Origin of the sequence: Candidatus Thiothrix putei, from assembly GCA_029972225.1 — a bacterium.
GTDB classification, from domain to species: Bacteria; Pseudomonadota; Gammaproteobacteria; order Thiotrichales; family Thiotrichaceae; genus Thiothrix; species Thiothrix putei.
Map to the genome: position 1 here is coordinate 168613 of CP124756.1, position 24519 is coordinate 193131.

Consider the following 24519-nt stretch of genomic DNA (forward strand, 5'->3'; position numbering starts at 1 on the left):
TTCTGTTTAATAACTACGGAACAAACCGACCATTTTGCCCTGTACCTGTACACTTTCCGCCGGATAGACCATCGGTTGCATCTGGCTGTTTTCAGGGCGTAATTCGATTTGTCCATCGGGTTGGCGGTACAGGCGTTTGAGGGTGGCTTCTTCACGCTCGACCAAAGCGACAACAATGTCGCCATCACGGGCATTTTCCTGTTGTTGAATGACGACGAAATCACCGTCCATAATGCCGATGTCTATCATTGATTCGCCACGTACTTCCAGCACGTAGCGCCCGTTGCCACTGAAAAGGTCGCTGGGGTTGATTTCATCTTTGCCAGCGATAGCTTCAATCGGCTTACCGGCAGCGATACGCCCTGCCAGTGGTAAACCGAGGCTGAGCGGCATTTGCGGGTGACGCGCCACTGCCGTTTCAGGCATCCGGTAGGCACGCTTGCCCGCTGTGGCTTGCAGGCGGCCTTCCCGGATCAGTGCCTGCACATGTTGGTGAACGGTGCTGCGGGTGGATATTCCACCTGCCTGCGCAATTTCATCCAAGGTTGGGGCGTAGCCGTTACGGGCGTACAGGGACTGGATGATGTCCATCATCTGCTGTTGTCTGCGTGTGAGCATAATGCTGTTTCCTCATCAACAAACCGAACAAAACACGAACTAAATATACGGTTTAGTTCGTGTCTACGCCAATCAAAAATACTTGCCATATATTCGTTTTTTGTTCGGTTTTACCGATGAGCGGTAGCTGGGTGGTGTATGAAATGCACTATGTTGGTGTTGTCGAGCATGGACTACCCAAGATTAGAGCATTGATTTCGCTAATTAAAATAATCGCTTTAATCGTTTAGCCAAGGGCAAGCCTGAATGCTATGTTTGAATAGTGCGAAGGAGGTGATTTATGAATACACCAACGGTTCAGCATACTGATAAATCGGTATTCCAGATTCCTCAACAGCGTATGGGACGCAATGAGCGTAGTGTGCGGATGTTGCTGGCAAGCGCAGGTGTGGGGGTGGAAGGTAAACAGGTGTTTGATCTGGAGGTACATGACCCGCGTTTTTATCGTCGCATCTTGCAACAAGGCTCCCTTGGGATGGGGGAGAGCTATATGGATGGCTGGTGGGATTGTAGCAGTGTTGATGCTCTTACGACCCGGCTGTTGCAGGCAAACCTTGATGAAACCCTGCGCCATAATCCGCCGTTCTGGTTACAGGTACTACGGGCACGTTTATTCAATCTGCAATCCAGTCGTCGCGCCTATCAGGTGGCAGACACGCATTACAATCTTGGCAATGACCTGTTCGTCGCAATGTTGGATAGCCGTATGTGTTATTCCTGCGGTTACTGGAAAGATGCCAGCGATTTAGAGCAAGCACAGGTGAACAAGCTGGATTTGTTGTGTCGTAAGCTGGCGTTGCAGCCTGACGAGCATGTGTTGGATATTGGCTGCGGCTGGGGTGGTTTTGCGCAGTATGCTGCCAGTCATTACGGGGTGAAGGTGACGGGGGTTTGAAACAGTTACCATAAAATCTATATAAATCTATTCAAACTTTATCATTTTGGTTAGGTTTATAAAAGCGTAGTGCCGTTTATCCGTAAAAGATAGCAGCAAAAGCACGGATGACTAGACAACTATCACACCGTGCTGCATTCTGTTTGCCATGATCATCAGCCACAAAATCCGCCTTGACCCCAACCATAAGCAAGCGACGTACTTGGCGAAAGCCGCTGGTACAGCACGGTTCGCCTACAACTGGGCGTTGGCAGAATGGCAAACCCAATACACGGCATGGAAGGAAGACAACACTCAGCCAAAACCCAACCAAATGCGCTTGCGCCGCCAATTGAACGCCATCAAACGCGCACAATTCCCCTGGATGCTGGAAGTCACCAAAAACGCCCCACAAATGGCAATTATCCAACTCGGCGCAGCTTTCAAGAACTTCTTTGCGGGGCGAGCCAAGTACCCGCAATTCAAAAAGAAAGGCAAAAGCCGCGACAGTTTCACCCTCACCAACGACCAGTTCAGCCTTGACGGTTGCCGCATCCGCATTCCCAACCTTGGGGTAGTACGGATGCGGGAAACGTTACGCTTTTCCGGTAAAATTCTCTCTGCCACGATTTCCCGCACCGCTGACCAGTGGTTCGCCAGCATCACCGTGGACACCACCTCAAACCATCTCCCGCCTGCCAAAAACCAAGGCACGGTAGGGGTGGATTTGGGCGTATCTGCACTGGCAACCCTATCAACGGGGGAAAAAGTGGTTGGGGCAAAGCCGCATAAAGCCTTGCTTTCCCGCCTAAAACGGCTCTCGCGCAGCCTGTCCCGCAAGGTCAAAGGCAGTGCCAACCGTCACAAGGCGAAGCAGAAGCTGGCAACACTTCACGCACGTATTGCCAATATCCGCCAAGACAGTTTGCACCAGTTCACCACGGATTTAACCCGCCGTTTTCACACCATCGGCATTGAAGATTTGAACGTGTCGGGTATGGTGAAAAATCGCCATTTATCCCGTGCCATCAGTGATATGGGGTTTTTCGAGTTTCGCCGTCAACTGGAATACAAGGCGGGAATGCGCGGTGCGGTGGTCGTGGTGGCTGATCGGTTTTTTGCCTCCAGCAAAACCTGTTCTGCTGCTGGCTGTGGGCATAAAGTGGACAAGCTGCCACTGTCGGTACGTGAATGGACTTGCCCCGTTTGCGGTGCAGTCCATGACCGTGACGTAAATGCCGCCAAGAATTTAGAAGAATACGCCGTGAGTTACACGGTGTCTGCCTGTGGAGGGGAAGGCTCTGGTCTTGGGCGCAAGCCGAAGACGAAACCAGCCCCCGTGAAGCAGGAATTCAACACCATGACTACTTTTAGTTAGCTATAGGTAGATTTGGGTAGGTTTGAAATAACGGTTACGGTGTCACGGGAACAGCAAGTACTGGCAGAAGAGCGTTGCCGAGGTTTGCCAGTTGACATCCGTTTGCAGGATTATCGTGATATAACCGGGCAATTCGACAAGGTGGTGTCTATCGGTATGTTTGAGCACGTGGGGTTAAAAAATTACGCTGCTTATTTTGCGATGGTGCAACGGGTATTAAAACCGGATGGTGTCTTTGCCCTGCATACGATTGGGACTGATCGGCAGGTACAGGCAACGGATCCTTGGATTGAACGTTACATTTTCCCTAATGGTCAACTGCCCACTCTCGCACAAATTGCAGGGGCGTGCGAACCGCATTTCGTGGTTGAAGATGTGCAGAATTTAGGCGCAGATTATGACACGACGCTCATGGTTTGGCAGCAGCGTTTTAGTGCGGCGTGGTCTGGACTACAGCAGCGCTATACGGCACGTTTCCGACGCATGTGGGAGTATTACTTGCTAACGTGTGCTGGCGCTTTCCGTAGCGGGCAGTTGCAGTTGTTTCAGTTAGTACTGAGGCAGCGCAATCGGCAGCGCAACCGTTACGATGCCCCACGTTGAGCCGCAGATGAACCAGCCGCGCAATCCGGGCATTGCCCTTGGAGATTCAGTTCGACTTCTTCAAGCTGGTAGCCGGGGGGAAGGCTAAATAGCCAAGCGGGTTGAAGATTTTCTAAGCAAAACACATGTTCACAGTGTTTGCAATAAAAATGGGCGTGTTGCTGTGGAACCCCCGTTTGGGCATTGTAACGCCAAGTACGGTCTACACCGGCAATTTTATGCGCCACATGGTGTTCCACCAACCAATCCAAGGCACGGTAGAGGGTTACGCGGTCAAAGGTGTCGCCTTGTTGTTGGGCGAGCTGTTCGATTTCCTGATGGGTGAGAGCAGTTTTGGCTTCCAGCAATATGCTGAGTACGCCAATTCTAGCAGGTGTTACCCGACCATTGGATTGCTGAAGTAGTGTACGGGCAGTTTGTTCATAGGGGGGTGCAGTCATTCGCTCACTTTAGCACTCTTGAAGTAATCAAGGAAGTGCCGGATCCGGGCTAAAGATCCGGCACGTTACAAGCGAAACATTATGGGGGCTGATCATTTCGCCCGTCCCTGAACAACCACGTTAAGAGGAAGAGATAAGTATAACTTCCGTGTTATTTTTTCATTCCGTTGGTCGTATCCTTAATGTAGCCTGAATAGAAAAAAATACAAGGGTTATGGTTAAATTTTAATCGTAAATATTTTGCAAGGATGGAAGTTAAGCCCACTTTGCCGTAAAGTGCTACGCTATCATTGGATTAGACACGCGCAGGAATCATGTCCGAAATTATTCGTATCGCCACTCGTACCAGTCCGCTTGCCATGTGGCAGGCCGAACATGTCGCACGCCGTTTACAGGAACTTCACCCCAACCTTCAGATTGAAATGGTGGGTATGGTGACGCGTGGTGATAAAATTCTGGATAGCCCGTTGTCCAAAATCGGCGGCAAAGGCTTGTTCGTGAAAGAGCTGGAATTAGGGATGTTGGAAGGGACTGCGGATATTGCGGTGCATTCGATGAAAGATGTGCCGATGGAATTCCCTGAAGGTTTGCACTTACCCATTATTTTGGAGCGTGAAGACCCTCGCGATGCGTTTGTGTCCAACCGTTACCAAACCTTGGATGAGCTGCCGCATGGGGCTGTGGTTGGCACATCCAGTTTGCGCCGCCAGACACAAATCCGCGCCCGTTACCCGCATTTGCACATTAAGGATTTACGCGGCAACGTCAATACCCGCCTAGCGAAGTTGGATAACGGTGAATACGATGCCATTATTCTGGCGGCTGCTGGGTTGATTCGCCTTGAATTCCAGTCACGCATTACCGCCTATTTGTCCACCGAACAGAGTTTGCCTGCGATTGGGCAAGGTGCGGTCGGCATTGAGTGTCGTCGGCATGATCCACGGGTGGAAAATTTGCTGGCACCGTTGCGTCATGCGGAAACTACGGTGTGTGTGCGTGCCGAACGCGCGATGAATCACCGCCTTAACGGTGGTTGCCAAGTACCTGTCGCGGGGTTTGCTGAGTTGCAAGAGGGTGTGCTGCGAATGCGTGGGTTGATTGGTTTTCCGGATGGTTCGGCGCTGTACCATTGTGAGCAACACGGTTGTGCGGTCGATCCAGAGGCATTAGGCGTGGCGATTGCCGAGGATTTGTTGGCACAAGGTGGGGATAAAGTGCTGGCTTTGTTGGGGATTCATGCCTAAAGTGCTGCATGACTTGCATGTGATGGTGACACGTCCTGCTCATCAGGCAGAAGGTTTGCGTCAACGTTTGGAACAGGCGGGCGCTATCGTGCAATTATTGCCAGTGGTTGAGGTTTGCCCGCTGGAGAATCCGCAAGCCGCGTTAACCACATTGGCGCAGCTATCACGCTATGACACTGCCGTGTTTATCAGTGCGAATGCGGTAAGTTATGGCTTGAGCTTATTAGACGCGCAACAAGGCGAAGTGTTGCAAACTTTGGTGTTGGGGGCGATTGGTAAACAGACGGCGAGCGTGTTGCAACAGCAGGGTTTTACCGCGCATTGGGTTCCACAACAGGGTTTTACCAGTGAAGATTTCCTTGCTTTGCCGCAAACACAGCAATTAGCGAATCGGCATATCCTGATTTTTCGGGGGCAAGGGGGGCGGGAATTACTCGCGGATACCTTGCGTGAACGCGGTGCACAAGTGACTTATGTTGATGTGTACCGACGGGTTTGCCCACAAATCGATGCCAGTCACCTGAAATCCCTTCATGAACAGCAGCAGCTTGATATAATCACTATTACCAGTAGCGAGGGGCTATTGAATTTGCTCGTCATGCTGAATAATCCCGACTGGATAAAAACGGTTCCCCTGCTGGTTGGTAGCCAGCGTATGTTAGCAACGGCACGCCAAGCCGGATTTACCGGAATCATCCGCATTGCAGACAACCCCGGTGATGAGGCCATGTTGCAGGCACTCCTCCATTGGGTACAGGAATTCCAACCATGATTGATAAAGCAGCGACACACGAAGCTGATAACGAGACTTTGCACACAGCAGTTGATGCTGTTGATCACCTCGGTAACGATGTTGGGTATGCCGCCCCCAAAAAATCAACGGGTGCTCGTTTTGCTGTGTTTGTGTCTATTTTGGCACTGTCTTTCACGGCTATCGGTATTGCTGCGGGCTATAAGCATTGGCAGCGTATGAATGACAAAGCACGTGGCAATGAGGCTGAGATTGCAGCGTTACGTGAACAGTTACAAAGTGTACCTACCAGCGATGCGCTGAATACCTTACGGCAAGATTTGGATGCTAAGGCCACGCAGGCATTAAGCAATAATGATCGGGCACTTCAGGAAATGGCGCGGCTACAAAATCAAACCCGCCAATTCGCGGATACGGTGGCCTCACAAGTTGAGCAGGTCACTTTCCTGCAAGCTAAAATGCAGCAAAGTGCCACACCCGCCAGTGCTAATGAGTGGCAAATCACGGAGGTCGAATTTTTGCTGCAATTAGCAGGGCGGCAATTGCATTTGGCGCAAGATGTTCGCACTGCGATTTCTGCGTTGAAGGAAGCGGATACTTTGTTGGCAAAAGCGGGTTCAGTGAATTACCTGACGGTACGCCAACAGATTGCACGGGATATTTCTGCTTTAGAAGCTGTGCCTGTCCCTGATATTGTGGGCGTTTCCCAACGTATTAATGCGCTGATGCTGGGTTTAAAACCCTTACCAGCCTTGAGTTCGACACCGGTTGCAGGGGAGTCGGTGGCCTTGACTGGCGCGACTGAGGCGGATGTGACCGGCAATTCATTGTGGGCAGACTACAAGCGTAAAGCCTTGGAAACTCTCAACGAGGCAATTGTGATCCGTGAGCACGATAAGCCTTTGCAAATGCAATTGGATGCGGATGCACGCTTACATTTGTTCCAGCTTCTGCAACTGCGGCTCGAAAATCTGCGCTTATTGGTGCTTCAGCGTGATCATGTGGGGTTTCGTGCTCAACTGGGGTTGATTCAGGAAACGCTGAGTGAGTATTACCCGCCTGATCAGGCTAAACCGGTATTAGCGGAGTTGGATGACATCGGTAAGCTGGAATTACAGCCGGTTCTCCCGGATATTTCTGCCAGCCTCAAACAATTGGAAAGTGCACGCCATGCGGAAGCCTCCAGAGTGATACAGGAAGCTGAAAGCAACAATGCCGAGACTAAAAAGGTTGAGACGGGGGATGCAGAGGCTGGTAAAGCAGCAAAACCTGCCAAAACCACGGATAAAGCTAAATCAGAGGGAGGCAAACGCGAATGATGTTTTACCTGATCGTGTTGCTGATCCTGATCGCTCTGATTGTGTGGATGGGGCAAGTGGTATTATCACACCCTGGCATTGCCACCATTACGTGGGGGGTGTGGAGTTTTGAGATGAAGACTGCCACCTTGGCAGCTTTAGTTCTGTTGGCGTGTGTGGGTTTTTACCTGTTGGTGAGTTTGCTGCGTCACGGTTTTGGAATGCGTCGCAGCTTCAGCCGGTTTCGTGCCGCACGGTTGGGGAGCAAGGCTAACCGGGCGCTAACTCAAGGGCTGATTCAGTTAACAGAAGGTCACTGGGATAAAGCAGAAAAATTGTTGGTGGATCATGCACCCTACAGCGATACACCGTTGCTGAATTACTTGGCGGCAGCAAGGGCGGCGCACATGCGTGAAGCTTATGAACGCCGGGATGAGTTGCTCAAACAAGCGATTGAAAGTGATAGTAAAGCCAATGTTGCGGTGGGTGTTTCGCAAGCTGAAATGCAATTCGGTAGTGGGCAGCTAGAACAAGCACACGCTACCTTAGTGCGTTTGCGCGATCTCTCCCCTAAGCATCCTTATGTGCTGAAGTTGCTGGCTAAGGTATTGTATCGGCAAGAAAACTGGGATGCTTTATTGGGTTTGTTGCCCGATTTAGCTAAACAAAACTTGTTGAAAAATGACGACATGAGCAAAGTGCAAGGTGCAACCCTGAAAGCCATGTTTCAGCATTATGCGAAGGCAGGGCAGACCGATAAACTACAGGCTATGTGGAAAAAACTACCCGCTCCGATCCGCGAAAACCACGAAGCTATTCTGCTCTATGCCAAAGCGTTGCACTCCGCCGGGGATGATTTGGCCTGTAATAGCTTTATCAGTAGCATTCTGAACAAACGTTGGGATGATGGGCTGGCTGATTTGTTCGGGCGCACTCAGCACCACAGCCTTGGCAATACTATCCAGCAAGCAGAAAAGTGGCAACTCAGCCAACCTGAGAACAACCCGGCATTGCTGTTGCTATTAGCACGTTTATATAACCAGCAAAAATTGTGGGGAATGGCGAAAAGCTATTACGAAGCCAGCCTTAATCAAGCCCCAAACACGGAGGGCTACCTGGAGTTGGCTGAATTGTTGGAAACGATGAAAGAGCCGGAAAATGCGCAACGCTGTTACCGCATGGGCTTGCGTTATTGCATCCGCAGTGACGGTGAAAAGCTAAATTTAACCCCAACGCAGCGTCCGCAGGTTAACCCGCAGACACCGCCAGCACTAACGCCTTATAACGGCTTATAACGGAAGACGTGCAACACCACTGTCAATCGCTGCCTGGGCGACGGCAGTGGGTACACGTTCGCGTAAGCGCAGATCAAAAGGTTTAGGAATGATGTAATCTTTTCCAAACGTTAACGATGCTAAGCCGTAAGCATCTAGTACATCTTGGGGGACAGGTTCACGTGCTAATGCAGCTAAGGTGTATACGGCTGCTTTGAGCATGTCGATATTGATGCAGCGAGCACGCACATCTAACGCACCCCGGAACAGGAATGGGAAACCGAGTACATTGTTGATTTGGTTAGGGTGATCGCTGCGTCCGGTTGCCATAATCAAGTCACTGCGTAGTGCCAAGGCTACGTTTGGATTAATTTCTGGGTCAGGATTAGACAACGCGAACACAATCGGGTTAGCTGCCATGCTATTGAGCATCTCAATACTCATGATGTCGGGGCCAGACAAACCGATGAACACATCCGCACCTTGACACGCATCCGCCAGCGTATGCTTGTCGGTATCCACCGCATAATCCCGTTTGAAAGTGTTCAAATCCGTGCGCCCGGTATGCAATACACCTTTGCTATCCACCATCAACAGCTTTTGCTTGTTCGCCCCTAATGCTGCCAGCAAATTCATCGAGGCTATCCCCGCCGCGCCTGCACCGACGCACACGATGTTGACTTCTGCCAAGGTTTTGCCCTGAAGTTCCAGCGCATTCATCAAACCCGCCGCAATAATGACTGCCGTGCCATGCTGATCGTCGTGAAATACGGGAATATCGAGCATCGCTTGTAAGCGCTTTTCGATCTCAAAACAGCGTGGCGCGGAAATATCTTCCAGATTAATCCCACCGAAAGTACCCGCAATGTTCCTCACCACGGTGATGAACTCTTCCACATCTTGGGTGGCAACCTCAATATCAAAGACATCGATGTCGGCAAAACGCTTGAATAACAGCCCCTTGCCTTCCATGACGGGTTTGCCAGCGAGTGCGCCGACATTGCCTAAGCCCAGCACTGCTGAGCCATCGGAAATGACGGCAACCAGATTACCTTTGCCAGTGTAACGGTAGGCTGCTTCTGGATCTTTGTGGATTTCGCGTACCGGTTCGGCAACACCGGGAGAATAGGCTAAGGCCAAATCCCGCTGCGTTGCGGTTGGCTTGGTGATGTGGGTGGCAATTTTGCCGGGACGTGGTTCAGCGTGATATTTCAGCGCATCTTCTTTTAACGTAGACATGGCTCCTCCGCCTGCTGGGTTTAATGTGTTGGGGCTAACTGAGTGTGCTGCAATCTTATTGTATGGTCTTGAGTAACTGACCGGGGCGGGGTTCGCCATTCGGAAACAGGCCGTTCAGCACGCGCAAATGCATGGCTGGATTGTTGCTTAAGCGGCTGGAGCGTGCGAGGTTATCGAATGTGTCGCCGGGGCGTGCTGTGAGCAAGCGTACCTGTACAGTTTGTCCATTACCCAGAGGTAGGCGTAAACCTTCGATTTGCTGTAAGTAGGTTTCATGACCTGCATCGCGTGTGCCAGTACCATAGCGCCTCGCCTGTCCGATCAGTTGCTGTAAACGCAGGTCATTGTTGGGATGAGTGGAAAACAGGTCACGATAAGGGTCGGAACTGCCGCCTTTGAATTGATCATAAGCTTGCAGCGTGGCAATCACATTGGCCATGTTGGCTGGATCGTAACCAGCACGGGCGAGGTATTCAGCACCTAAGCCATCTGCGTCCAGTTCTTGGTTACGGCTGTAGTTGCTTAAGCCCAGTTCACCTAGGGTTCCGATAAGTTCTTTATTGCCCAGTTTTTCACTGAGAACGTTGGTGACAATGCCGCCTACCACGCCCCAAGAGGCTTGACTAACGTTATGGCGGGCAGCAACGTGACCGGTTTCATGTCCGAGCACACCCGCGAGTTCTGCTTCGGAATTCAGATAAGCCATCAGGCCAGTGGTGATATAGATGTAGCCACCGGGTAAGGCAAATGCATTGACGGCTGGGTCATCCAGTACCGTAAAGGTAAACCGCAGATTGTTGCGGTGGCTTTGTGCTGCCATTAACTGCCCAATACGATTGACATACGCTTGTAGGGCTGCATTTTGGTAAGCGGGTGTTTTAGCGAGAATTTCTCGGTGTGCTTGTTGCCCTGTCTGAATTTCTTCAGCCTCTGACATCAGGGCGAGTTGATTTTCACCTGAAACCGGGTTGGCAGAACAACCAGCCAGCAGTGTAGCACTGCTAAGGAGGATGCTGGTTACTAAGGTAGTTAGCCGCATATTATCGTTCTCCGTCAAAAACAAAAAAGGCGCTCGTTAGAGCGCCTTTTAATGATGCATGATTCTGGAACAGTCTGCTAGGACTTACTTGCCACCACGTGCATAACGGCTCTTGAACTTGTCTACACGACCAGCCGTGGTGCTAATCGCTTGCTTGCCAGTGTAAAAAGGGTGAGATTGGCTGGAAACCTCCACTTTGACCAATGGGTATTCTTTACCATCTTCCCAGGTGATATTTTCACGGGTGTTGACCGTGGAGCGGGTCAGGAACGCGAAGCCGCTAGTCAGGTCTTGAAAGACGACTTCTCTGTAGTTAGGGTGAATGCCGGGCTTCATGTTGAAATCCTCAAGTTATTCGGGTATATGCGAAAAGCGCAACATCTTAGCGTTATTGAATCGAAAGTTCAATCTCGGCTTGCACATTCACTTGCAGGTTTTGTTTACCGCCTTCCAATGAGGGTGGTGCGGGGGCAGCATCGAGTGCCATTGCTGCCATCCGATACATCGGTGCTTGTGGTGATTCGCTTCCCAGTGCTTGCACCTCTAGGCGCACGATGCGGTATTCTGCTCGCTCCATACCGTCTTTGATCTGGTCAGCCCTTTCCTTGAAATTTTTCAGGGCTTGGTCGATCAGGGTTTTTTCAGTTTCGGTTTTGACTTCAGGGGAAACACTGTAGTGAATACCCTCGATACGCAATTTTTCCTGCAATTTACCCAGCAGGCCACTGAGAATTTTACTGTCCTTGCTTTTTAACTGGATGTTTTGACGTACTTGCCAGCCCGTGACCCGCCCATCAGTGTACACGGGGTTGGTGGTGTAGTTTAGGGTACTGCTTGCTACCGCCGTTTCCTGTTTGGCGAGGTCTAGCGCCCAAGTGATCGTTTGATTAATACTATCAGCCATCGCTGCGGTGTCTTGCCCTTGCTGCTCGGCGTAAAGTATCGCGGTCAGCATATCATTAGGCACTTCTTTTTCCGCCATGACAGCAAAAACCATGCGGTCGTAAACCGGGGGGGGGTCAGCAATAACGTTATTGCTGAGTGCAGAGAGTGAAAGTAAAACCGCAGCAACTAGCTGTTTCATTAGAAATTATCCGTTGACGTGAATAGACCAACACGTAAGTCCTTGGCGGTGTAAATTTCACGCCCATCCACTTCCATGCTGCCATTACCAATGCCCATCACCAGTTTGCGGGTGATGACGCGGGTTAATTCAATTTTATAGGTTACTTTCTTGGCTTTTGGGAGTACTTGACCGAAGAATTTTACCTCACCTACACCCAGTGCCCGCCCATGACCGGGGTTGCCAAGCCAAGCCAGGTAAAAACCGATGATTTGCCACATGGCATCCAGACCTAAGCAACCGGGCATAACCGGGTCGCCGGGGAAATGGCAATCAAAAAACCACAATTCAGGGGTAATATCCAGTTCTGCCAGAATGTGACCTTTGCCGTGTGCGCCACCGTTATCGCTGATTTCGACGATACGATCCATCATTAGCATATTGGGGATGGGTAATTGCGCATTACCAGGGCCGAACATTTCGCCACGACCACATTGCAGGAGTTCTTCACGGGTAAAACTGGATTGTCTGGACATAGTGCAAGCTCAAGAGTGTCATAAAACAACCGATTGTAACGGAATCTGTCTCAGAAAGCATAATCAGCAACCAAGCCCATGAAAATCGCCATACCCAGCCAATGGTTGTTGAGGAAGGCTTGTAAACTGGGTTGTGGTTCTCGGTGACGAATCAACCACTGTTGGTAAACTGAGAGTCCGCAAGCGACTAACCAGCCTAGCCAATACCACAGGCCGAGTTCCGCTAGAATACCCACTACCATGAGCAATAACAGGGTCAATAGTTGCAAGATGCCGATGATCAAACGGTCATGCTCGCCAAACAGAATGGCGCTGGACTTAACCCCGATTTTCACATCATCTTCACGGTCACACATGGCGTACATGGTGTCATAGGCAGTTGTCCATAGTACCGCAGCCAAAAATAACAGCCAGGCAACCAAGGGCGGCATTGCGCCGGTGATGGCAGTAAAGGCCATGGGAATTGCCCAAGCAAACGCAGCGCCCAAATGCACTTGCGGTAAATGGTGAAAGCGTTTCATAAAGGGGTAAGTCGCGGCCAGCAACACAGCAACCACTGACAGTGCGATAGTCAACCCATTAAGCAATAAAGCCAGTGCGAAAGCCAGTAAGCTTAATACGGTAAAAACGCCTAATGCTTCATTGGGTGAAAGATGTCCGGCAGCAAGCGGGCGGGTTTTGGTACGGGCAACGTGGGGATCAACGTCGCGGTCTGCATAGTCATTAATCGCACAACCGGCTGAACGCATTAAGACGACTCCGGCAATGAATACTAAAAGTATGACCAGATTGGGTACACCTTCTGCTGCTATCCACAATGCCCACAGGGTTGGCCATAGTAAGAGGTAGATGCCAATAGGCCGATCCAGCCTCACCAAATGTGCGTAATGGCGCAGTTTCGTCATCATTGTGGATCAAGCATCAGGCGTTTGACGGGCTTGCCGTGTTGCAAGTGACTTTCGATAATTTCGTCAATGTCTTCTTGATCGACATAGGTGTACCAGATAGCTTCAGGGTACACGACGATAACCGGGCCTTCGGCGCAACGGTTTAGGCAGCCAGCAGTGTTAATTCGCGACTTGCCGTCTTTGTGCAAACCTAACGCTTTAGAGCGTTGCTTGGCATAATCGCGCATGGCTTGGGCATCAAACTGAGCGCAACAGGACTCGCCATCCGCGCGTTGATTGGTGCAAAAAAAGACATGATATTGATAGTAACTCATGGGTCATTGCTTGCCTAAAGAACAGAGGTTCATTATGCCAGAGGCGCTCATACCCACAAAATAAAACAGGGTGGAAAAATCCACCCTGTTTCGTATTCATTCGCCTAACGGCTAGTGATCACTTTGGTGCAGCAGGTGCAGCTTGGTCAACAGCAGGCGCTGCTGGAGCAGCTTGTGCAGGTGCAGCTTGATCAACAGCAGGTGCATCAGCTTTAGGTGCATCCGCAGCTTTTTCACCACAAGCAGTCAGAGCGAAAGCAGCCAGCAAAGCAGCGATCAGTACACGGTATTGAGTCATTGTTTTATCTCCACAAAAGTTGACTTGAAAAAACTGAGTGGCGACCTTCATGATTCCTTGAATGTCACCTTTCTATATGTGCAATTCTTGCTTACCCTTGATGGGTATTCCTACGTTGCTAAGCGTAGCACTGTTTTAAACTTTGTGTATAAGTTTTTAATAAAATAGCGATATTGCTTATTGGGTATCAGAAGTATTGCTCAGGCTGGTAAGCACACCGTTAACTTCAGCACCTTCGTCCATTTGTATCTCAACATAATGAATATTGCCATTAATTTTAGCAGTAGACTTAAGTGAAATACGGCGAGAGACGAATATATCGCCACAAATAGTGCCTGAAACAACCACTAACGGGGCGCGTATTTCGCCGCTTACTTCACTGTCGCCTTGAATATACAATGCTGCTCGCGAGTCCATGGGGGCAGTAATATTGCCATTAACTTTTCCATGAACGTATAAATTATTCTGAAAGGCAATGTTGCCAATAATTTCCAGGTCTTTTTCCAGCAGCGAAGCTGAAGAGGTATTTCTGGTTGTCATGTATTTGTCGTATTTATTGAAGTCGGAAAATCAAGATAATTAAGTCAAGAATAGTAGCAGGTGTTAAACAAAACATCATGCATTATTGCTTCTGATCGCGTAGTTGTTCTAACTCCTGTTCCAGTACTGCAATAGTATCATCACGCATTTGCAAGTCTTCCATCAGGGCTTCTAGACGAATTTCATAGGTTTCTAGGCGTTCCAGCACGTCATCATCGTGTTGTGTACTGTTGTCTAAACGTGCATTTAATTTCTCAGCACGTTCTTCGGTTTCTTTCAAGTCACGTCTTAGCGTTGCATTTTCACGGTGGCATTGTTCCAAGCGAAACCGTGCATCGAAAGGATTATCAGATGTTTCTTGGGGTAATGCAGGTGATTGTTTTAGTTTATTAGCAATCCACCAACCGATAGCCACGCCAATAAAAATAGCTAGGGTTAACAGAAAAGCAATTTGTATGGTTAGGTAAAACATCGGCTCCCTCTCGCCTTAAATCACCGGACTATCCCAGACTATCCTATTGTAGCAGTCTCATGTTAATAGAAAGCTTCGCCGTTCATCAGAAAAATATATTTTTCTGGGGCGCTTATAGACTATGATTAAAAAGTCTTCTAGTATCCTGAAAGAATATACTATAAACCATTGTTGAGTGTTTGGTGTGGCCCTAAAATTATGCTAGAAAAATTATTGCGCAGCGGAAAAGTTCAGCCCCCGCCGGAATTACCTTTGGTTTTTAGTCTTGCGTCTGAACGCCAGCTTCGTTTGCATCAGCACCCCGAACCGTTGAGGGCATGGCGATTCTTGTCGCATCATATTCGTCGCTACCCTCAAGATTTACGTGCTCACACCCAAAGGATTTTGTTGGCGCAGCATGAGTCTCTTCGTGACCGTTTATCCGGTAGTCTTCAGGATGTATTTCTTGCCTTAGGGCAATCAGGGCATCTGTTGCGTGAACACTTGTTGAATTTGGTTAAGGATGATTTGAGTCGGCAGGATGAGCTGTTTTTCCAGCAATGGTTAGAAGCTGCGAGTGAGAGCGAGACGCATCAGCAATGGCGTGAAGGCTCTGTGTTGTCTACGGGGCAAGAAGCCGCAGCAGTGAAGTTATTGACACTTGAGCGCAGTCAAGAAACAGCTCAATATTCGAATGTGATGGAAGAAGTTTTTGCATGTTTAGAGTATGGTCAGATTGATACCGCGAGGGATCTGTTGGAAGCAGAGGTTCTGGCTGGCAACACTGACGAGTCGATAGAGCAGGAGCTTGTGAACATTTATCAGTACACGCGCAGCAAGGATGGGCTGAGTAATATGATTAAGCAGATGCAAGAGGCAGGGCGAGAGATTTCTGCTCTGTGGCTGGAAAAACAGCAGGAATCCGAACAATGGTAAAAAAATAACGACAAGCAGGCTGGATTTATGCTGACACATTCTAAAACAGGCCCTTTGAAAGTTGCACTACTGGCGATTAGCCCGCATAACCGGGCTATCCTTGAGTTTTTTTTCTCAGGAGCGGGGCGTAATTTGTTCAAGGTTGTCCCGGAGGCAGAGGCAGATGCCTTCATCCTTGACCATGATCACCCGGATGCTAAAGCTGACTGGCAACAACGCGCTGCTTTACACAAGCCAGGGATTATTTTGTCGGTACACCCGGTGGAGTTGCCTAATTGTATTTGGATTCCTAAGCCGCTAACGTCACGTGCCTTAACGGATGCGGTTGATCGGGTTTATGAGTTGGCGGTCAGCTTGGAGCCAGCATTGAATGCGGTACATCGCCCGGCGATGACACCTGCCTCTGTTGTGGCTGCTGAACAGCCGTTAGTGCAGCACGCTGAAGCACATTTTCGCGATTTGCCTCAGCCCTTTGGCGTATCTGCCCGTACAGATCGTGTAGACAGAAAGTTACGCTCATTGGTGATTAGTCTCCCGGACGAAGACGAAGCGGAAGAGACGATGGCTGTTACGTCGCCTGTGATGCAGCCAGAAGTCGATGTGCCGATGGTAGTGTTTGACCCCGCTGAAGCTGATATTTCTTTAGAAGAGGTCGATCGCCCTGTTGGTGATTCCTTATCGCAAGAAGACGCTGAGCGCCGCTGGAAGGCTTTGTGTGGTGAACAAGACGATGTGCAGGCGGTACCCGACGTTGCCCTGTTTACCCCGGAAAATTACTTGTTGAGCACTATTTTGGAGGCACTGCGGTTAGCTAGGGAATCACAGCAGACGGTGCACCTTAAGTTATCAGCACAGGATTACGCATTGTTGATGCCACAACAGGGACTGGCTTACTGCACTCTTGACACCCGGTCAGAAGAATTCCGCGTCTTGTGCAATAATCCCATACAAGCTGGGCAAATTGCGCTACATATACCCAACAGTGTGGAACTCGAACAACTGGAACAGCAAGCAACGCATGATGCAGATGCTTTGCTGGATATCGAAGCGTTTGTGTGGGTGAGTAGTTTGCTGACCGCCAGAGGCCGGTTGGGGCGTGGTGTTGAGATTGAGCAGAAAATTTCCCTGAAATATTGGCCCAACCTGACGCGCCTTGAACAGTTCCCCCATATCATGCGCATCGCTGCATTGTGGAACCAGCGCCCGGCAAGTTCATTGGACATTGCCAGTGCCTTGAGTATCCCACAACGCTATGTGTTTGCGTTCCACACGGCAGCCAATGCACTTAACCTGTTTGAAATGGATCAGAACAAACTCAAGAGTCGGGAAAAAGAGAAGCCTAAGCAGGAAAATCGTGGCTTCTTCTCGCGCTTGTTGAAGCGTTTGTTGGGAGGGGGAACGAAATAGCTTTATGAGCAGCATGATCAACCGCAAAATTATTTTTACCGGGCCTGTTGGTGCAGGTAAAACCACGGCTATCGCCGCCATTAGTGATATAAAACCGATTACAACGGATGAGTACGCTTCTGATATGACCAAAAGTCGCAAGCCACAGACCACGGTGGCGATGGATTATGGTTTAATTCGTCTGAGCGAAAATGAACGGGTGCATTTGTATGGCACACCGGGGCAGGAACGCTTCGATTTTATGTGGGATATCCTCACTAAAGGTGGAATCGGTTTGATCTTGCTGCTGGATAATACCCGCAAGGATCCGTTTCAGGATATCCGTTTTTACACCAATGCATTCCGTGACTTTATCGAAAAACAGCAAATGGTGGTCGGTGTGACACGCATGGATTTGCACCGTAAACCGGGGCTGCCGGAGTACCGTCGTTATCTGGAATCCTTGTCGCTGCAAGCACCTGTCTTTGAAGTGGATGCACGTAGTCACAAAGATGTCACCATGCTGATTCAGGCGCTGTTGTTCTCACTGGATCCGGGAGTAACGAACGGATGAGCGAATACATACTCACAGAAAACTTGCATCTAGGTGTGACCCCTGCGGGTACTTACTACGCTGTACAAGACAGTGCTGAAGAACCCGGCAGGGTGTTTTTACACCGCCTGTTTCAAGAAGCCGCTACCCCTTTATTCACGGTTGATGTTGCCTGTGAACTGAGTGGCTACAAGAAAAAACGGGCGTTAGAATTTGTGCATTGGATGCAAGAAGCCGGTTTGATTTTGGGGCAGGAGCAAGGCGAAACGGCTCCTGAGGAAACCTTAGAGCGCTTACTGCCTAAACTATTACGTACCCTCTCTGACGAAGGCAAGGCAATTCTGGCGGAAAGTCGAGGGTTGTATTTAGGCAGCGCTGGTTTTACCCATGAAGCAGCGGAAGAACTCGCTGCCCTCAGTGCCAATCTGACGGCAGTGTATGCCCGTCATAAGGAGCTGCTGCACGGTAATCTAGGCTACCGCCAGCGTGCGTGGGGCTTGGTGGATGCGAGTGGTAACAGTGAAGTCGGTTTTTGGCCGCTTTATATTGGTCAAAATCGCTTTACACTTATTATTGGAGGCATTCCCCAGTTCAACCAGCCAGATTTTAAACGGTTGGTGTGGGCGCTGGAAATGCGTTACGGTAATACCGAAATACCTGTTTAATTGAACGAATACTGATAACCAAGGAGAGAAAACAAGATGCGCTCTGAAATGCTGAACTCCATCCTCAGTGACCTGAATGGTTCATCTGCGGACATTGAAGCCTCTGCTATCTTATCGACGGATGGCTTAATGATGGCTTCTATGTTGCCTGGCGGGATGGATGAAGACCGAGTGGGAGCGATGAGTGCTGCCATGTTGTCCCTGGGTGACCGGACTGCCGAAGAATTAGCACGCGGTGCATTGGAGCAAGTACTAATCAAAGGAGCGAGAGGTTATATTCTGATGACACATGCAGGTAATGAAGCCGTTGTTACTGTCTTGGCTAAACCTAATGCACGCCTTGGCCTCATTTTCTTGGATGTAAAACGTGCGGCTGAAAATATTGGTAAAATTATCTGATAGCTATAGCTAATCTCGATTTAATAAAAATAAAAAGTGGCTCGGTCAATACAGCGCTGAGGATGTGGTGGTTTATAGCTGCACCCTCTCAAACTGCCGGGATCAACACGGAGAGATGCGATGGAAGACATGACAACCAAGGATGTGCTTGAGCCTTATACAGAACATGTGTTGGACTATTATGATGGTACTTCGCGGCGTGTTTTGGTTAAAGACGAGGAGATTCCCTTTCCTGAGGGGAAGTTGATCGTTTCCCGCACGGATTTGCGGGGTATTATTACCCATTGTAATCACGCTTTTGTGGAGATGTCCGGTTATACGGAGGCTGAGTTGATTGGACAGCCACACTATATCCTTAGGCATCCTGATATGCCTAAAGCGATCTTCAAGGAAGCATGGGAAACTGTCGCGCAAGGCAATAAATGGCATGGCTATGTTAAAAATTTATGTAAGGATGGGTGTTATTACTGGGTATATGCCACGATTATTCTCAATGTGCGGGAGGGGAAAGCGGTGAGCTGTACCTCAGTACGGCGTAAACCTTCGCGTACCCAAGTCGATGCCTGTATCGCACATTATGCCCAGTTAAAGCAAGCGGAGGCGCGACACAATGCCTTATGTCATGACGGTTAGCCCTGATTTCCCCCCTGCGCAAATTGCAGGTTGGTATATTTTTAATACGTGGTTACAACGCCAATTGGGCGTGCCTATTCATGTGGAATTATTTTCAGACTTTGCCAGCCAGCGAGCCGTTATTCAGGATAATGGTATCGACCTGATTTACGCCAACCCCTTTGATGCTGCTATGCTGGTGCGGGAAAAGGGCTTTACAGCGATTGCGACTCCCTTGCATAAATCGGACGAGGCGATTATTGCGGTAGCGATAGATTCACCAATAAAACACATTGAGGATTTGCAGCCCGGCATACGCATTGTGGCAACAGACGACCCCGATGTGAATCTGATTGCGATGATCATGTTAGAGCCTGCGGATTTGTCAGCTCATAATGTCCAAACACAAACGGTTGATACTTATGTATTGGTGGCTAAAAAGCTTTTGCAAGGCCAAGCGGATGTTGGTTTTTTTCTTAGGGATGCATTTGATACGCTTTCTGGCATGATTCAACGTCAGTTACGTGAGTTGATTCGCAGTGAAATACACGTTATTCGTCATGTTTTGCTGGCAAGCCCTCGATTGCGGGAACAGCATGAAGCTTTACGACGCATCTTACCCGCGATGAATGCTGACGTTAAAGGCAAAGGTGTATTGGAGAGTCTGGGGTTGCTAGGCTGGGAAATACAAGAACAGGAAGATACCGAATTTATGATTGACCTGATGGATACACTGGTTAACTAACCATGAAAAAACTGACCCCCCTTCACCAACAGTTACGCCTCCATGTGTTGCAGGTGCTGGTTCCTGTTTCTTTGGTAGGCATGTGTTTGTCTGGCGCAGTCTTGGCGGCAGATAAAGTATGGGAAATTCAGCTCGGTAATAGCTTAGGCAAAATTATTGCAGAGCAATACCCCGATTACGGGAGCCGTCAGGCCATTGCCCAGGAAATTCTCAAGCGCAATCCAGAGGCTTTCCGTAACCAGAATGTGAATAGCCTGATTGTTGGAAAAACACTCCAGTTACCTGATCCTGCTGATATTCCCAATCTGAAGCCGTTAGTACCTAAGGCAGAAGTAGCGGGTGGTGATCCTGCTGCTCAGAAAAAAATACAGGCATTAGAAACGCAAGTTGCCGAACTCGAAGAAACAATCACTATTATTGAGGAAGAAAATGCAGCGGTGCAGGAGATGCTGCAAGAGCAAGTATCAGGAGGTGCAAAACCTGAGCCTGCTGCCGCTCCTGTCGACAACACGTTGCCGCAACAGTTGGATGCAGCCAAACAAGCATTAGAAGAGAGCAAGGCTGCTAATGTAACCTTGGAAACGCAAGTCGCCACCCTAACCCGTGAGAACGAAGCCTTACAAAACGATTTGCAGCAGATTCGTGCGGCGGCGGCAGTTGCTGAAACCAAAGCAGCCAGTGTGAGCAATTTGCCTTGGATATTACTGGGGTTATTAGCACTGTTGACGTTGCCGCTGATTTGGTTAATGTGGCGCAAGCACGAATCCTCCTCATTGGATGCAGGTGCTATTTCAGCTTCTACACTGGTCGCTCCCGCTGAGACACTGGCAGATGTGCCTGTTCAATCTCACCCTGAAGTACCCGTTGTTGCTACGCTAGCGATGGATGAAAATCCTGATGCTGCTTTAAAGCTAGATATTGCGCGGGCATACTTGGATTTGCGTGATTCAGAAGCTGCTGCTGATATTTTACAGGATGTCTTGGTAGAAGGGGGCAATCAGCAACGCCAAGAAGCCCGCGAGATTCTTTCCTTTATCACCTAAGCTTGCCGTTAATACTTAGAAATTAACAGCTTATCCTGCTAGTCTGCTGGTTCTTTCCCTCTATCCTGCTGTGTCTAGCATAGACATCACAACACTTCTAATCTCAATGCTCAACCATTGGTCTATATTCTATGGTTCGAGCAATGACTTGGGAGTGTCAAATGGCTTTTTCCGCGTTTACTGTAGGCAAACAGCAAGTAATTTCATTCGCTGTGCTATTGGCTGCAATAGCTGTCACCGTATTGACCCTGTTAAGCTTACTAATACAACAACCCGCTATTGAAACAGATTTGTTACAACGAACCCGCCAAGCCTTGGCTGAATCGGGTTTGCCAACCGAGTTGGTTCAATTTGATGGGCGTGATGGCGTTTTGACAGGCACGGTGGCTGGTGAAGCGGAAGCTGAACTGTTGCAACGGATTGTTAGCAGTGTCTATGGGGTACGTTACGTTGAAAATCGCTTGATTCCCGTTAGCGCATCCGCAGCACAGCCTGCGAGTTTAGAGTCCCCTCCTCTTCCTATCCTGGGTTTACACACCCCTTCTAAGCAGTATCAGATTGAGCAAATCGATCTGAGTGCCATTCAGTTTGAATATTCTAGAGCAGAATTGGATAGCAGTGCCGTAGCAGCGTTGGAACAAGTGTTGGCTGAGCTACGTAAGCACCCTGCGATGGCGATTGAAGTATCCGCGCATACCGACCATGAGGGAACGGCGTTAGGGAATCTGACCGTGAGTCAGGCGCGTGCCGAGGTAGTACGCAATTACTTGCTGTCCCAAGGCATTGAAGCCAAGCAAGTGCAAGCGAAAGGTTATGGTTCAACACGTCCATTAGCTGAGCCTAATACTGATGCCGCTCAGCAAAATCGGCGCATTGAAATTACAGTATTAAAGGAGTAGCAGGGATGCTCTATCTTGCTTTCCAGATAGTGTTATTACTGAGTATTGCCCTATTAGTGGGCGTATGGCTTGGTGGCTGGGTTGCCAAATGGCGTTATGACAGGGAGGTAGCCGGATGCTTAACGGAGTTAGCAGGTTTACGGCGTAACTACCAGGATGTAACGGTAGACAATGCCAATCTGCGCAGCAAAACACGCCAACTGGAAAAAATCTTGCGTAAAATTAGCACGCCGCCGGTTGATAGTGAGTATGGTCAGTTTCTGGAACTGAGAAAAACACTGGAAAAGACACGGAGCGAATACCAAGGAACTGTCCCGAAATAACTTCCCGAAATCAGGGGGACTGAGGGGTAGCGGTGTAGTTCCATTTTGGCAGGAAATCATCGAACTGGATGGTCATGTTATCCTTAAACGCTTGGGTATACTTGCGCCCGGTTTCAAAAACTTTACTGATGATGCGGACAGCGACCTTCAAGCCAGTGGTGGTTTCCGTTTTTGCCATGTAGACAAGCTGGATACCGATCACAAGAAAGAACTGACCCAGTTGATGACAACAAATTTTCAAACCTTTAAAAATGTTCAGGTCTTGACGCTGTAAGGTATAGCAGAAAAGAGGGAAGTTATTTCGGGACAGTTCCCAAGTGTTGCTGACACAATGTCATCAGCAAGAAAAAACCTTGGCAGATTTGCGTATTGAATTGCAACGTAACCAACAGGTATCGGCTACTTTGCAAACTACATCAGCAACCCCAAGAGCGTTACCTATCACGCCAATCACCAATACTCAACGCCCGGAAGTGGGTAAGCATGATGATCTGACCCGTATTCAAGGTATTAGTCAGCAGTTAGCCAGTCAGTTAAAAGCACTGGGTATTGTCACCTATCGCCAAGTTGCTGAGTTCACATCAGATGATATGCTGCGAATTCAACGTATTATTGGTAGCGACCTCTATCAACCGCCAGACGGATGGGCGCAGAGTGCCCGCGCACTACTCTGTTGATTCAAAATTTCGTCGGTTTTTGATAGGTTCGTACAATCAAAAAACCTGTTTGTGATTCAGCATGGTAAATCAAACCAATTTCACGGCCTTCGTCTGTGCCAATAAAACAGGTTTCGCGTGCCAACTTGGTGGGTTGCCACCATGATGCGGGAGGTTGTTGTACCATAAACGTTGTTTGCAAGATTTCGGGAGTTAAATCTTGCTGTTTCAGGCCGTTTTGACGGATGAAATATTCAACCGCTTGGCGTTCTATACCAAACATAAACCATGAGGTATTGCCTTGTGCAGAGGCTTGGTTGCTGGCCTGCACACCAGTAACGTTGGTCGGGGCTGTGCCAAACCAGTTGGCAAGTGCTTGTTTGGAGCGTTCTGGATCAGCCGTGCGTAAGGTGGTTTTTGACGCTGGAAAAAACTGTTCCGCAATATAGGGTGTTGCGACCAGACTGATGCCAGCGAGGATGAGCAATGTCATCAGGGCAGGAAAAAAGTATTTCATAAAGACTCGTGTTGCAATTTGAATAAGTGTATCGCATTTGCGGTGGTCGCTTCAGCAATACGGTTAAGGCTTTCACCCCGCAGTTCTGCCAAGCTAGCGGCAATCACGGGTAAGCGGGTGGGGTCATTACGCTTACCACGCCATTCGCTGTCCGGTTGATCGGGGGCGTCTGTTTCCAGTAATAGCCTTTCCAACGGCACGTTAGCGAGAACATTACGCAGGCGTTGGGCGCGTGGATAGGTGACAGTGCCACCGACGCCTAAATAAAACCCCAGATTGATTAGCGTATCGGCTTGCTGCTGGCTGCCAGCAAAACTATGAATCACACCGTTTAAATTATTTTTCCCAGAAAAAAAGCGCCGAATGTGTTTGAGAACACAGTCAAGCGAACGTCTGGCGTGAATAATTAGCGGAAGCTCAAATTCACGGGCTAACCTGAGGTGTGTGACAAATAGGGATTCCTGTTGAGCCACATCCAGTTCAGGTAGATAGAAATCTAAGCCACATTCGCCGATGGCAACGGGTTGTTCCTTCTCTACCCAGTGACGTAACGATACACAATCGTCTGGGGTATGTTCGGCAAGATAAACGGGGTGTAAACCGTAAGTGGCATGAAAATGGGGAGATGTGGTGCAAATATCGCGCAATCGAGGCCAATGTTTAGCACTGACTGCTGGGAGAATTAGATCGGCTACGCCTAGCTTTTGCATTTTGTCAATTAATAATAACCGATCATCGGCAAAATCGGGTTCGTCAAAGTGGCAGTGTGTATCGATCAGTTTCATTGTGCAGTAAAGTACAATATTATGAGTGTAATGAATAGGATGTCAGCAGATGTTGTTACCTGAAAAAGTAACTAGTCAAAACGCGTGAAATACACTATAAAATGCAATTATATGGTTAATTTATCGGAAAGA

At 49.1% G+C, this 24519-nt stretch carries 33 protein-coding genes; 18 read left to right on the plus strand and 15 right to left on the minus strand.

The annotated features are described in order from the left end of the window. Positions 1-6 precede the first annotated feature (6 nt). Positions 7-618, minus strand: coding sequence for a transcriptional repressor LexA (gene lexA / locus QJT81_00770; GenBank protein ID WGZ94552.1), 612 nt, complete (start codon positions 616-618; stop codon positions 7-9). A 280-nt stretch (positions 619-898) separates the two neighbouring features. Between lexA and QJT81_00775 the strand changes: the two genes are divergently transcribed. The 3 genes from QJT81_00775 (at position 899) to QJT81_00785 (ending at position 3473) form a co-directional block, all read left to right on the plus strand. Continuing rightward, positions 899-1513, plus strand: coding sequence for a class I SAM-dependent methyltransferase (locus QJT81_00775; GenBank protein WGZ94553.1), 615 nt, complete (start codon positions 899-901; stop codon positions 1511-1513). 148 nt (positions 1514-1661) lie between these two features. Next, on the plus strand, positions 1662-2870 hold the full coding sequence (locus tag QJT81_00780) for an RNA-guided endonuclease TnpB family protein (GenBank protein ID WGZ94554.1): 1209 nt from the start codon (positions 1662-1664) through the stop codon (positions 2868-2870). A 12-nt stretch (positions 2871-2882) separates the two neighbouring features. Further along, the gene (locus QJT81_00785) at positions 2883-3473 is read left to right on the plus strand and encodes a class I SAM-dependent methyltransferase (GenBank protein WGZ94555.1); all 591 of its coding nucleotides are present in this window, start codon (positions 2883-2885) and stop codon (positions 3471-3473) included. Here the strand turns inward: QJT81_00785 and QJT81_00790 are convergent. Continuing rightward, complete coding sequence (locus QJT81_00790) at positions 3455-3913, minus strand: Fur family transcriptional regulator (protein ID WGZ94556.1); 459 nt, start codon at positions 3911-3913, stop codon at positions 3455-3457. The two genes, QJT81_00785 and QJT81_00790, sit on opposite strands and share 19 nt — an antisense overlap. Before the next feature lie 311 nt (positions 3914-4224). On the opposite strand from QJT81_00790, the gene hemC reads away from it, so the two are divergent. Genes hemC through QJT81_00810 form a run of 4 tightly spaced genes read left to right on the plus strand, consistent with a single transcriptional unit; the run spans position 4225 to position 8501 of the window. Next, positions 4225-5157 (plus strand): hydroxymethylbilane synthase, encoded by a 933-nt coding sequence (gene hemC, locus QJT81_00795; protein WGZ96529.1) that lies wholly within the window; start codon positions 4225-4227, stop codon positions 5155-5157. Next, positions 5150-5929, plus strand: coding sequence for a uroporphyrinogen-III synthase (locus tag QJT81_00800; protein ID WGZ94557.1), 780 nt, complete (start codon positions 5150-5152; stop codon positions 5927-5929). The genes hemC and QJT81_00800 overlap by 8 nt, the downstream gene beginning before the upstream one ends. Beyond that, positions 5926-7227 carry a uroporphyrinogen-III C-methyltransferase gene (locus QJT81_00805; GenBank protein ID WGZ94558.1) on the plus strand — a complete coding sequence of 434 codons (1302 nt, stop codon included), beginning with the start codon at positions 5926-5928 and terminating at the stop codon, positions 7225-7227. The genes QJT81_00800 and QJT81_00805 overlap by 4 nt, the downstream gene beginning before the upstream one ends. Beyond that, on the plus strand, positions 7224-8501 hold the full coding sequence (locus tag QJT81_00810; GenBank protein WGZ94559.1) for a heme biosynthesis HemY N-terminal domain-containing protein: 1278 nt from the start codon (positions 7224-7226) through the stop codon (positions 8499-8501). The genes QJT81_00805 and QJT81_00810 overlap by 4 nt, the downstream gene beginning before the upstream one ends. Here the strand turns inward: QJT81_00810 and QJT81_00815 are convergent. The 10 genes from QJT81_00815 to QJT81_00860 form a co-directional block, all read right to left on the minus strand. Further along, positions 8496-9719, minus strand: coding sequence for a malic enzyme-like NAD(P)-binding protein (locus QJT81_00815; protein ID WGZ94560.1), 1224 nt, complete (start codon positions 9717-9719; stop codon positions 8496-8498). The genes QJT81_00810 and QJT81_00815 overlap by 6 nt on opposite strands. Before the next feature lie 55 nt (positions 9720-9774). Beyond that, positions 9775-10758: a M48 family metalloprotease gene (locus QJT81_00820; GenBank protein ID WGZ94561.1), complete on the minus strand. Its 984-nt coding sequence runs from the start codon at positions 10756-10758 to the stop codon at positions 9775-9777. 84 nt (positions 10759-10842) lie between these two features. After that, complete coding sequence (locus tag QJT81_00825) at positions 10843-11094, minus strand: type B 50S ribosomal protein L31 (GenBank protein ID WGZ94562.1); 252 nt, start codon at positions 11092-11094, stop codon at positions 10843-10845. A gap of 52 nt (positions 11095-11146) precedes the next feature. Further along, positions 11147-11842: an SIMPL domain-containing protein gene (locus QJT81_00830; GenBank protein ID WGZ94563.1), complete on the minus strand. Its 696-nt coding sequence runs from the start codon at positions 11840-11842 to the stop codon at positions 11147-11149. After that, positions 11842-12357 (minus strand): 3-hydroxyacyl-[acyl-carrier-protein] dehydratase FabA, encoded by a 516-nt coding sequence (gene fabA, locus QJT81_00835; protein ID WGZ94564.1) that lies wholly within the window; start codon positions 12355-12357, stop codon positions 11842-11844. Before fabA ends, QJT81_00830 begins: the two co-directional genes overlap by 1 nt. A gap of 50 nt (positions 12358-12407) precedes the next feature. Next, positions 12408-13265 carry a 4-hydroxybenzoate octaprenyltransferase gene (gene ubiA, locus QJT81_00840; protein ID WGZ94565.1) on the minus strand — a complete coding sequence of 286 codons (858 nt, stop codon included), beginning with the start codon at positions 13263-13265 and terminating at the stop codon, positions 12408-12410. Beyond that, positions 13262-13579, minus strand: coding sequence for an NAD(P)H-dependent oxidoreductase subunit E (locus tag QJT81_00845; GenBank protein WGZ94566.1), 318 nt, complete (start codon positions 13577-13579; stop codon positions 13262-13264). The genes ubiA and QJT81_00845 overlap by 4 nt, the downstream gene beginning before the upstream one ends. Positions 13580-13697: 118 nt before the next feature. Beyond that, positions 13698-13877 carry a hypothetical protein gene (locus QJT81_00850; GenBank protein WGZ94567.1) on the minus strand — a complete coding sequence of 60 codons (180 nt, stop codon included), beginning with the start codon at positions 13875-13877 and terminating at the stop codon, positions 13698-13700. A gap of 177 nt (positions 13878-14054) precedes the next feature. Continuing rightward, positions 14055-14417 (minus strand): polymer-forming cytoskeletal protein, encoded by a 363-nt coding sequence (locus QJT81_00855; protein ID WGZ94568.1) that lies wholly within the window; start codon positions 14415-14417, stop codon positions 14055-14057. Between the two features lie 82 nt (positions 14418-14499). Continuing rightward, entirely contained in the window at positions 14500-14889 is a 390-nt protein-coding gene (locus tag QJT81_00860) for a hypothetical protein (protein ID WGZ94569.1), read from the minus strand. A 198-nt stretch (positions 14890-15087) separates the two neighbouring features. Between QJT81_00860 and QJT81_00865 the strand changes: the two genes are divergently transcribed. The 10 genes from QJT81_00865 (at position 15088) to QJT81_00910 (ending at position 22429) form a co-directional block, all read left to right on the plus strand. Continuing rightward, on the plus strand, positions 15088-15804 hold the full coding sequence (locus tag QJT81_00865; protein ID WGZ94570.1) for a hypothetical protein: 717 nt from the start codon (positions 15088-15090) through the stop codon (positions 15802-15804). A gap of 27 nt (positions 15805-15831) precedes the next feature. Next, positions 15832-17211 carry a hypothetical protein gene (locus tag QJT81_00870; protein WGZ94571.1) on the plus strand — a complete coding sequence of 460 codons (1380 nt, stop codon included), beginning with the start codon at positions 15832-15834 and terminating at the stop codon, positions 17209-17211. Between the two features lie 4 nt (positions 17212-17215). Further along, entirely contained in the window at positions 17216-17764 is a 549-nt protein-coding gene (locus tag QJT81_00875) for an ATP/GTP-binding protein (GenBank protein ID WGZ94572.1), read from the plus strand. Further along, complete coding sequence (locus QJT81_00880; GenBank protein WGZ94573.1) at positions 17761-18408, plus strand: hypothetical protein; 648 nt, start codon at positions 17761-17763, stop codon at positions 18406-18408. The genes QJT81_00875 and QJT81_00880 overlap by 4 nt, the downstream gene beginning before the upstream one ends. Positions 18409-18444: 36 nt before the next feature. Next, the gene (locus tag QJT81_00885) at positions 18445-18807 is read left to right on the plus strand and encodes a roadblock/LC7 domain-containing protein (protein ID WGZ94574.1); all 363 of its coding nucleotides are present in this window, start codon (positions 18445-18447) and stop codon (positions 18805-18807) included. 120 nt (positions 18808-18927) lie between these two features. Then, on the plus strand, positions 18928-19440 hold the full coding sequence (locus QJT81_00890; GenBank protein WGZ94575.1) for a PAS domain-containing protein: 513 nt from the start codon (positions 18928-18930) through the stop codon (positions 19438-19440). Beyond that, positions 19418-20164 carry a phosphate/phosphite/phosphonate ABC transporter substrate-binding protein gene (locus QJT81_00895; protein ID WGZ94576.1) on the plus strand — a complete coding sequence of 249 codons (747 nt, stop codon included), beginning with the start codon at positions 19418-19420 and terminating at the stop codon, positions 20162-20164. Before QJT81_00890 ends, QJT81_00895 begins: the two co-directional genes overlap by 23 nt. Positions 20165-20166: 2 nt before the next feature. Next, positions 20167-21207 carry a FimV/HubP family polar landmark protein gene (locus QJT81_00900; GenBank protein ID WGZ94577.1) on the plus strand — a complete coding sequence of 347 codons (1041 nt, stop codon included), beginning with the start codon at positions 20167-20169 and terminating at the stop codon, positions 21205-21207. Positions 21208-21368: 161 nt separating this feature from the next. Next, positions 21369-22106 carry an OmpA family protein gene (locus QJT81_00905; GenBank protein ID WGZ94578.1) on the plus strand — a complete coding sequence of 246 codons (738 nt, stop codon included), beginning with the start codon at positions 21369-21371 and terminating at the stop codon, positions 22104-22106. A 5-nt stretch (positions 22107-22111) separates the two neighbouring features. Then, entirely contained in the window at positions 22112-22429 is a 318-nt protein-coding gene (locus tag QJT81_00910; protein ID WGZ94579.1) for a hypothetical protein, read from the plus strand. Between the two features lie 10 nt (positions 22430-22439). Here QJT81_00910 and QJT81_00915 read toward each other — a convergent pair whose 3' ends face one another. Beyond that, positions 22440-22607: a hypothetical protein gene (locus QJT81_00915; protein ID WGZ94580.1), complete on the minus strand. Its 168-nt coding sequence runs from the start codon at positions 22605-22607 to the stop codon at positions 22440-22442. 139 nt (positions 22608-22746) lie between these two features. Between QJT81_00915 and QJT81_00920 the strand changes: the two genes are divergently transcribed. Next, a complete protein-coding gene (locus QJT81_00920; protein ID WGZ94581.1) occupies positions 22747-23106 on the plus strand; it encodes a hypothetical protein in 360 nt (119 codons plus the stop codon). A 1-nt stretch (position 23107) separates the two neighbouring features. Here QJT81_00920 and QJT81_00925 read toward each other — a convergent pair whose 3' ends face one another. Continuing rightward, entirely contained in the window at positions 23108-23602 is a 495-nt protein-coding gene (locus QJT81_00925; protein WGZ94582.1) for a hypothetical protein, read from the minus strand. Then, entirely contained in the window at positions 23599-24387 is a 789-nt protein-coding gene (locus tag QJT81_00930) for a TatD family hydrolase (protein ID WGZ94583.1), read from the minus strand. The genes QJT81_00925 and QJT81_00930 overlap by 4 nt, the downstream gene beginning before the upstream one ends. Between the last annotated feature and the right edge of the window lie 132 nt (positions 24388-24519).

What these genes read in the sequence shown, in the direction of transcription:
- QJT81_00805 (WGZ94558.1), top strand. Translation starts at nt 5,926, where the DNA reads ATGATTGATAAAGCAGCGACACACGAAGCTGATAACGAGACTTTGCAC.
- QJT81_00800 (WGZ94557.1), top strand. Translation starts at nt 5,150, where the DNA reads ATGCCTAAAGTGCTGCATGACTTGCATGTGATGGTGACACGTCCTGCT.
- QJT81_00870 (WGZ94571.1), top strand. Translation starts at nt 15,832, where the DNA reads ATGCTGACACATTCTAAAACAGGCCCTTTGAAAGTTGCACTACTGGCG.
- QJT81_00845 (WGZ94566.1), bottom strand. Translation starts at nt 13,579, where the DNA reads ATGAGTTACTATCAATATCATGTCTTTTTTTGCACCAATCAACGCGCG.
- QJT81_00890 (WGZ94575.1), top strand. Translation starts at nt 18,928, where the DNA reads ATGGAAGACATGACAACCAAGGATGTGCTTGAGCCTTATACAGAACAT.
- QJT81_00910 (WGZ94579.1), top strand. Translation starts at nt 22,112, where the DNA reads ATGCTCTATCTTGCTTTCCAGATAGTGTTATTACTGAGTATTGCCCTA.
- QJT81_00900 (WGZ94577.1), top strand. Translation starts at nt 20,167, where the DNA reads ATGAAAAAACTGACCCCCCTTCACCAACAGTTACGCCTCCATGTGTTG.
- QJT81_00885 (WGZ94574.1), top strand. Translation starts at nt 18,445, where the DNA reads ATGCGCTCTGAAATGCTGAACTCCATCCTCAGTGACCTGAATGGTTCA.
- QJT81_00915 (WGZ94580.1), bottom strand. Translation starts at nt 22,607, where the DNA reads ATGGCAAAAACGGAAACCACCACTGGCTTGAAGGTCGCTGTCCGCATC.
- QJT81_00790 (WGZ94556.1), bottom strand. Translation starts at nt 3,913, where the DNA reads ATGACTGCACCCCCCTATGAACAAACTGCCCGTACACTACTTCAGCAA.
- lexA (WGZ94552.1), bottom strand. Translation starts at nt 618, where the DNA reads ATGCTCACACGCAGACAACAGCAGATGATGGACATCATCCAGTCCCTG.
- QJT81_00825 (WGZ94562.1), bottom strand. Translation starts at nt 11,094, where the DNA reads ATGAAGCCCGGCATTCACCCTAACTACAGAGAAGTCGTCTTTCAAGAC.
- ubiA (WGZ94565.1), bottom strand. Translation starts at nt 13,265, where the DNA reads ATGATGACGAAACTGCGCCATTACGCACATTTGGTGAGGCTGGATCGG.
- QJT81_00855 (WGZ94568.1), bottom strand. Translation starts at nt 14,417, where the DNA reads ATGACAACCAGAAATACCTCTTCAGCTTCGCTGCTGGAAAAAGACCTG.
- QJT81_00860 (WGZ94569.1), bottom strand. Translation starts at nt 14,889, where the DNA reads ATGTTTTACCTAACCATACAAATTGCTTTTCTGTTAACCCTAGCTATT.
- QJT81_00925 (WGZ94582.1), bottom strand. Translation starts at nt 23,602, where the DNA reads ATGAAATACTTTTTTCCTGCCCTGATGACATTGCTCATCCTCGCTGGC.
- QJT81_00895 (WGZ94576.1), top strand. Translation starts at nt 19,418, where the DNA reads ATGCCTTATGTCATGACGGTTAGCCCTGATTTCCCCCCTGCGCAAATT.
- QJT81_00775 (WGZ94553.1), top strand. Translation starts at nt 899, where the DNA reads ATGAATACACCAACGGTTCAGCATACTGATAAATCGGTATTCCAGATT.
- QJT81_00880 (WGZ94573.1), top strand. Translation starts at nt 17,761, where the DNA reads ATGAGCGAATACATACTCACAGAAAACTTGCATCTAGGTGTGACCCCT.
- QJT81_00815 (WGZ94560.1), bottom strand. Translation starts at nt 9,719, where the DNA reads ATGTCTACGTTAAAAGAAGATGCGCTGAAATATCACGCTGAACCACGT.
- QJT81_00850 (WGZ94567.1), bottom strand. Translation starts at nt 13,877, where the DNA reads ATGACTCAATACCGTGTACTGATCGCTGCTTTGCTGGCTGCTTTCGCT.
- QJT81_00820 (WGZ94561.1), bottom strand. Translation starts at nt 10,758, where the DNA reads ATGCGGCTAACTACCTTAGTAACCAGCATCCTCCTTAGCAGTGCTACA.
- QJT81_00780 (WGZ94554.1), top strand. Translation starts at nt 1,662, where the DNA reads ATGATCATCAGCCACAAAATCCGCCTTGACCCCAACCATAAGCAAGCG.
- fabA (WGZ94564.1), bottom strand. Translation starts at nt 12,357, where the DNA reads ATGTCCAGACAATCCAGTTTTACCCGTGAAGAACTCCTGCAATGTGGT.
- QJT81_00905 (WGZ94578.1), top strand. Translation starts at nt 21,369, where the DNA reads ATGGCTTTTTCCGCGTTTACTGTAGGCAAACAGCAAGTAATTTCATTC.
- QJT81_00875 (WGZ94572.1), top strand. Translation starts at nt 17,216, where the DNA reads ATGAGCAGCATGATCAACCGCAAAATTATTTTTACCGGGCCTGTTGGT.
- QJT81_00810 (WGZ94559.1), top strand. Translation starts at nt 7,224, where the DNA reads ATGATGTTTTACCTGATCGTGTTGCTGATCCTGATCGCTCTGATTGTG.
- QJT81_00830 (WGZ94563.1), bottom strand. Translation starts at nt 11,842, where the DNA reads ATGAAACAGCTAGTTGCTGCGGTTTTACTTTCACTCTCTGCACTCAGC.
- QJT81_00865 (WGZ94570.1), top strand. Translation starts at nt 15,088, where the DNA reads ATGCTAGAAAAATTATTGCGCAGCGGAAAAGTTCAGCCCCCGCCGGAA.
- QJT81_00930 (WGZ94583.1), bottom strand. Translation starts at nt 24,387, where the DNA reads ATGAAACTGATCGATACACACTGCCACTTTGACGAACCCGATTTTGCC.